Origin of the sequence: Geosporobacter subterraneus DSM 17957 (assembly GCF_900142145.1) — a bacterium.
Classification (GTDB): Bacteria; Bacillota; Clostridia; order Peptostreptococcales; family Thermotaleaceae; genus Geosporobacter; species Geosporobacter subterraneus.
The window spans coordinates 45,444-51,959 of record NZ_FQZV01000031.1; the positions used below are offsets into that span (position 1 = coordinate 45,444).

7 protein-coding genes are annotated in these 6,516 nt (G+C 40.8%); 4 read left to right on the forward strand and 3 right to left on the reverse strand.

Annotated features, from left to right (window positions below; all coding sequences use genetic code 11):
• Window positions 1-69 precede the first annotated feature (69 nt).
• The 3 genes from dnaX to recR all read left to right on the forward strand — a co-directional run bounded on the left by dnaX (window position 70) and on the right by recR (window position 2,828).
• On the forward strand, window positions 70-1,719 hold the full coding sequence (dnaX, locus tag BUB56_RS12020; RefSeq protein ID WP_242946326.1) for a DNA polymerase III subunit gamma/tau: 1,650 nt from the start codon (window positions 70-72) through the stop codon (window positions 1,717-1,719).
• 105 nt (window positions 1,720-1,824) lie between these two features.
• On the forward strand, window positions 1,825-2,139 hold the full coding sequence (locus BUB56_RS12025; protein ID WP_330392634.1) for a YbaB/EbfC family nucleoid-associated protein: 315 nt from the start codon (window positions 1,825-1,827) through the stop codon (window positions 2,137-2,139).
• Between the two features lie 89 nt (window positions 2,140-2,228).
• Window positions 2,229-2,828 carry a recombination mediator RecR gene (recR, locus tag BUB56_RS12030; RefSeq protein ID WP_110941561.1) on the forward strand — a complete coding sequence of 200 codons (600 nt, stop codon included), beginning with the start codon at window positions 2,229-2,231 and terminating at the stop codon, window positions 2,826-2,828.
• Between the two features lie 207 nt (window positions 2,829-3,035).
• On the opposite strand, the gene BUB56_RS12035 is transcribed toward recR, so the two are convergent.
• Window positions 3,036-3,350 carry a DUF805 domain-containing protein gene (locus BUB56_RS12035; RefSeq protein WP_242946327.1) on the reverse strand — a complete coding sequence of 105 codons (315 nt, stop codon included), beginning with the start codon at window positions 3,348-3,350 and terminating at the stop codon, window positions 3,036-3,038.
• 676 nt (window positions 3,351-4,026) lie between these two features.
• On the opposite strand from BUB56_RS12035, the gene BUB56_RS12040 reads away from it, so the two are divergent.
• Window positions 4,027-5,448 carry a CehA/McbA family metallohydrolase gene (locus tag BUB56_RS12040; protein WP_190014461.1) on the forward strand — a complete coding sequence of 474 codons (1,422 nt, stop codon included), beginning with the start codon at window positions 4,027-4,029 and terminating at the stop codon, window positions 5,446-5,448.
• Window positions 5,449-5,532: 84 nt separating this feature from the next.
• Here the strand turns inward: BUB56_RS12040 and BUB56_RS12045 are convergent, their stop codons facing one another.
• Entirely contained in the window at window positions 5,533-6,147 is a 615-nt protein-coding gene (locus BUB56_RS12045) for a superoxide dismutase (RefSeq protein WP_110941564.1), read from the reverse strand.
• A gap of 208 nt (window positions 6,148-6,355) precedes the next feature.
• The coding region (locus tag BUB56_RS12050) for a transposase (RefSeq protein WP_190014463.1) at window positions 6,356-6,516 on the reverse strand (161 nt) is incomplete at its 5' end.

Genomic DNA, 6,516 nt, shown 5'->3' on the forward strand with positions numbered 1-6,516 from the left:
TGTTAATATGTTATAATGGTAAATAATTGGACTTAAAATACAGTCAACAATAATTCCAATGGAAAGAGGGTGATCCCCTTGACATATATTGCCTTATATCGAAAATGGCGACCGAAAACCTTTGAGGATGTTATTGGGCAGGAGCATATCACACAAACCTTGAAAAACCAGATCAAAAATGACAGTATCGCCCATGCATACCTGTTTTGCGGCACTCGGGGAACGGGTAAAACCTCTACGGCAAAGATCTTTGCCAGGGCTGTCAATTGCTCTAATCCTATAGATCTAAATCCCTGCAATCAATGTGATGTTTGTATCGGTATTCAGCATGAAACGGTTATGGACGTCATTGAAATCGATGCTGCCTCTAACAATGGCGTAGACGACATCCGTGAATTAAGAGAGAATGTAAAATACCCTCCTACCAATGGAAAGTATAAGGTGTACATCATTGACGAGGTACACATGCTTTCGACGGGGGCCTTCAATGCCTTGTTAAAAACCCTGGAAGAACCGCCTCATTTTGTAATTTTCATTTTGGCTACCACTGAACCCCATAAGATTCCTGCCACCATATTATCCAGATGTCAGCGCTTTGACTTTAAGCGTATAAGGGAAGACGAGATGGTGAAAAGCCTAAGTCATATCTGTAGGGAAATGAATATTCATACAGAAGAAACTGCTCTCCGGCTAATTGCTCGCAATGCTGATGGTGCTATGCGAGATGCCTTGAGCCTGCTGGATCAATGTATCTCATACTGTGTGGATCAGATCACCTATGATGATGTCATTGGCGTTTTGGGGACAGTCACCGATGAATTTATTTTTAGCCTTGTCAATGCAGCAATAGCAGGAGATTCAAAAGCGGCTATGGAAAATATCGAAGCCCTTATTGGTGCGGGAAAGGATATTCAGCAGTTTATCAAGGATTTGATAGGACATTATAGAAATCTGCTGATGACAAAGGCTTCCCAAAATCTGGAGGGAATCATTAATCTTTCCCGGGAAAATATAGAAAGGCTGAAGGAACAGGGAAACAGAACCGATACCCAGGCCATTATTCGAGCCATTCATATTTTATCAGAGGTGGAGGTAAATGCTAAATGGTCCAGTCAGCCGAGGATACTGCTGGAAGTTGCAGTATTAAAGCTATGTCAGCCCATGCTTGATCCATCGGTAGACGGATTGCTGGAGCGGATTGCCGCTGTGGAGAAAAAGCTTCAGCAGGGGTTTGCAAGAGGGGAAATAGAAATAGATGCAGAAGAACAGAAAAAACCGGTAGAATCACCAAAGGAAAAGATAGAGGAAAGACAGCTGACAACGCCGCCGGCTGTTTCCAGCAAAGCACTTTCCTTCGAGAAAATTGAAAAGCTTTGGCCCGATATTTTGAAGGAAATTAAAAAAAGGAAAATATCCGCCCATGCAGTATTGATGGAAGGAAAACCTGCTGCTGTAGAGAAGAGTACATTGCTGATCCTATTTAAAGATGGCTTTGGATTTCATAAGGAGGCTGCGGGAAACAGCCCCAACAAGGAGTTTATTGAAGGGGTCATCGGTGAGATGTTGGGGGAAGCTGTGCAAATCAAATGTATCATGGAGGATGAAGCCCCAAAACTTTCTGAGGCCAGCAGAGAAATATCCATAGCGGAAGAAGATCTGGAGGTTCAAAAGATCATAGAGATCTTTGGAGAGGACTTGGTGGAAATCATAGAAGAATAATCATGATTATATCAATATTTGGAAAATATATATGGTATAATAGTGTATGAAAAAGAAATTCGTAAAACGGAGGAGATAAAATTGTCAAAAGGAAAATTCCCCGGAATGCCCGGTAATATGAATAATATGCTGAAGCAGGTACAAAAGATGCAAAAGGAAATGGAAAGGCTTCAGGAAGAGATTGCACAAAGAGAAGTAGAAGCCAGTGCCGGCGGTGGAGCCGTTACGGTAAAAGTAAATGGAAAGAGAGAAATCCTAGATATTGGCATCCAGCCTGCGGTTGTGGACCCTGATGATATCGAAATGCTCCAGGATTTGATCATAGCTGCTGCCAATGAGGCTTTGAGAAAGGCTGAAGAAATGATGGCGAAGGAAATGGGCAAGGTTACGGGCGGAATGAATCTGCCGGGCTTATTTTAGTATTAAAAAAGTTTATAAAGCACAAACAAAGGCGGGCCTTGTGTCCGCCTAAAATTATAGAGAAACATTTGCTGAAAAGAGGAGATTCGATGAATTATTATGCGGCGCCGGTAGCTAGATTAATCGAGGAATTTTCAAAGCTTCCTGGCATAGGAAGAAAATCTGCTCAGAGACTGGCATTTTATGTACTAAGTATGAGAGAAGAAGATGCTGTAAGCCTTTCAGAGGCGATTGTAGAAGCAAAGCAAAGAACAAAATACTGCTCTTACTGCGGCAACATCACAGATATAGATCCCTGCAACCTTTGCAGAAGTGAACAGCGGGACAAGAGCATGATCTGTGTAGTTGAAGATCCGCGGGATGTTGTAGCTATGGAGAAAACAAGGGAATTTAAAGGGGTATACCATGTGCTCCATGGTGCGATTTCTCCTATGGAGGGCATTGGGCCGGAGGATATACGCATTAAAGAACTGCTCCTTCGACTGCAGAATATGTCTGTTAAGGAAGTGATCTTAGCTACAAATCCAACGATTGAAGGTGAAGCTACCTCTATGTATATCTCCAAGCTGATCAAGCCCATGGGCATCAAAACCACCAGAATTGCTCACGGAATACCGGTGGGGGGAGATCTGGAATATGCTGATGAAGTAACGCTGTCTAAGGCGTTGGAAGGAAGAAGAGAGATATAAAAATGAAGTTTTTGCTGTGAGATCATGGTTCGGACGGTTTAAAAACCTTCCGGCCATTTTTTATTGTCAAGGAAATTATAAATTTGCTGGAGCTTCAACAAAAGTAATTTCAAGGCTTAGGGTATTCCGTAATATTTGAAGACAATAAAAAACAGGGATTGGTATAGGAGAGGAGAACAGCGATATTTTTATGAAATCTACTTTTTCTTATGAGCCGCTTCCATACTTGTTGATTCCGCTATCTCCTCTTTTAAAGAGGGCTAATAAGAACAAATAGAGATTAAACAAAGGGATTAATAAAAGAAAGCCCGAGTAGCCAATATCATGAAGCCGCCTAACCAGCAGAGATATTCCTGATAGGGTAGTTAAGAGATATGGGACAAGAATGAAGGCGATACTGTAGGTTTCCGGCGGATTTAAAATAAAACCTGTTGTTATGCTCTGCATGATATAAACAGGAATGAAAAGCTTTAAAAATGCTCTCCTGCTTAAACGGCCTCTAAAAGAAAATAAATGAAACACAGCAATCACCTCCAGCATCAGTATGAAAGGTTATAAACTTTATTATCTTATATTTACAAAAGCAATATTCATATATAGATTTATGCCAGTAAAATGAAAGATAAATGTAGGGGACGACCTATGTGTCGTCCCGAAAAAGCGGGCAGACACCCGGGTCTGCCCCTACAAAATAACATCTTGTTGTAGACGCGTTTATCTATATAGATGACTGAGAATCCTAATTTATACTCGGAACGACGAAGGCGGAGGCCACTGAAAAAGTCAAATAATAAGTTGTATCCACAGGATTGTCATTCTGAGCGCAGCGAAGAATCTTAGGATTTAAGCCACTTCAGAAATTCTTCATTTCACTTCGTTTCATTCAGAATGACACAAACCAGGAGTTTTCCAGTGGCCTTCGAAGGCGTGGATCTCTACATCTCTATTGAGGTTTACGTAGGGAACGGCCTCTGTGCCGTTTCGCTGAATGTTAAATTTCTTAATCACAGATCTATAGAGGAGAATAGATCTTTGATGGATGGCAGAGTTTTCATAACACTTAACAAAATTAACAGAAATTTTATATAAGGTTAATGGTCTGTTAATATTCCTTTCATATAATAGGAAAAGAAATAATAAAGAATGGCGCATTTCAGGAAAAACCTGCAAATGATGACATAGTGAAGGGATGTTGCAGATGAGTGACCTGGCCCATATAGCGGAATCAAGTCCAGTGGTGTATCATTTCCAGGGCGTATTATCAACAAGAGACCGGAAAAAATACTTTCAATTTCCCTTTGAAGTCAAAGAAGGTGCCACAAAGATTTATGTTCATTTACAATATAATAAAGAACCTAAGAATATGCTCTATCTGCAGCTTTATGACTACAGAAGATTTAGAGGGATTGGGAAATATACGGCTAATGACAAAAGAAATGAGATTGAAATAGTGGTTGCACCTACCTATGCATCTCCGGGGGCAATATTCGGAAACATTCCTAAAGGACGATGGATCGCTGAAATAGACAGCATGGAGGTCTTTGCAATTTGCAAATACCATCTCAACATCGAGGTATATTATGACAATGATATTATTAACCGGTTTGCCATTAAAAAACCAACCCAAAAGAAGCATGTTTTATATAATGAGAAAAAGTGGTATAAGGGAGACCTTCATATACATTCCGAAGAGAGTGATGGAAAAGAATCGGTAAAAGAGATTGTTAAAGAAGCAAGGGAACAGCAGCTGGATTTTATTGCTATTACCGATCACAATACCATTAGCGGATGGCAATATTATAAAAGATACAAGGACATATTGCTAATCCCAGGGGTCGAAGTAACTACTCCCGGAGGACATGCCAATGCCCTTGGAATTGATGATTGGATCGACTGGCGTGTAGGTTATCGCAATCGAACCATGCAGGATATTATAAAGGATACCCGTAATAAAGGCGGTATCTTTTGCATTAATCATCCCCGCAGCCTCAACCATAATGGGCAGGTGAGCTGGAATTTTCAGGACGTAGATTATGGGCAAGTAGATGCCATAGAAATATGGAATGCACCCTGGCTGCTGAAAAACACCAGAACCAATGAAATGGCCAGAAGCTTATGGAATGATCTGCTTAATAAAGGTTACCGATTGACTGCGGTGGCGGGCAGTGATCTTCACAGCTTTGACCAGCATGGAAAAAAACTAGGAAAGCTGCTAAACTATATTTTTTGTGAGAACTTATCCCAAGAGGCACTGCTCCAAGGTATCAAAAGAGGAAGAGTGTATATGACCACAGGGCCTAAGCTGAAATTTGAAGCCCTGTACGAAGGAAAAATCTATATGATGGGGGATGCGATTGTCTTCTCAAAAAGCCAGACACTGGAGTTCCATATAGGGGTAGTGCATCAGGAAGATGCACTGGAATTAAGACTTATCAAGGATGGATATATTATTAAAAGGTACCCCTGTCCTCCTGGAGAAAAAATAAATCTATATATTGAGAAATCCATTCATGATGCGGGCTGGTATCGTATTGAGCTGCATCAAAAAATTACTGATGATGAAGAAGATTCACTGACAGCAATTACAAATCCTATTTATATTGCTTTGTCTTCCCAATAAAATAGGCTGTAGGAGATATTTTCCTACAGCCTATTTAGTTTAGATGATTACAGCCCGGAAATCGGAGACTCACATATACGGGTTTTACCCTTTTAACTGCTGATAGCGCTGTTCTGCTGCTGTCCAGTCTACCACATTCCACCAAGCGTTTACGTAGTCAGGACGCTTATTCATGTATCTTAAGTAATAGGCATGCTCCCATACATCCAGTCCCAGGATGGGTTTTAGTCCCTCAGAAATAGGATTATCCTGATTTGCAGTGGAAACTACGGATAAAGCTCCATCAGGTTGCAGCACCAGCCATGCCCAGCCGCTACCAAAGCGTGAGATTGCCGCTTTATTAAAAGCATCCTGGAATTGTTCGAAGCTGCCGAAGGTTTTATCAATCTTTTCTGCCAGTTCTCCCACAGGGCGGCCGCCGCCATTGGGGCTTAGCAGGGACCAAAAGAGTGTATGATTGTAATGACCTCCGCCGTTATTCCGCACAGCCCAGTAGATTGACTCCGGTACCTTATCTATGGATTTAAGCAGTTCCTCAGGGGAGAGCTCCTGCAACTCTTTATGGTTTTCTAATGCATTGTTTAGGTTGTTAACATAGGTGGCGTGATGCCGTGAATAGTGAATCTCCATAGTCAGCTGATCAATATGCGGCTCCAGGGCGTCATAAGCATAAGTTAATTTGGGTAATTGATGTTGCATAATAAATCCTCCTTTTAAAATGGATAACATTTAACCTGAATTATTCATGAAGATCTAAAAAATGAATTTAGACCCTCAAAATTGAGTTTTATCAGTTTTAAAAATCTATATAAAGGAAAAAGTTCCTAAAAAAGGGTAGACTTATCCCGTAATAGTTGTTTTTGGGTTGTTTTTGCCGTTTTGAAATTGCCAAGGTTCACTGTTTTTGCTATTCAAACTTTGGGAGTCGCCTTATGTTTTCAAAGGTTTCGTAGAATTCCTCTTTATATGGGCAGCTGCTACAAAGTTTGAATGTAATATATCTTGCTGATCGGATTATCTTTGATGCAATCTTGATCAACTTTAAGCGGATGGTATCGATCTGCATTT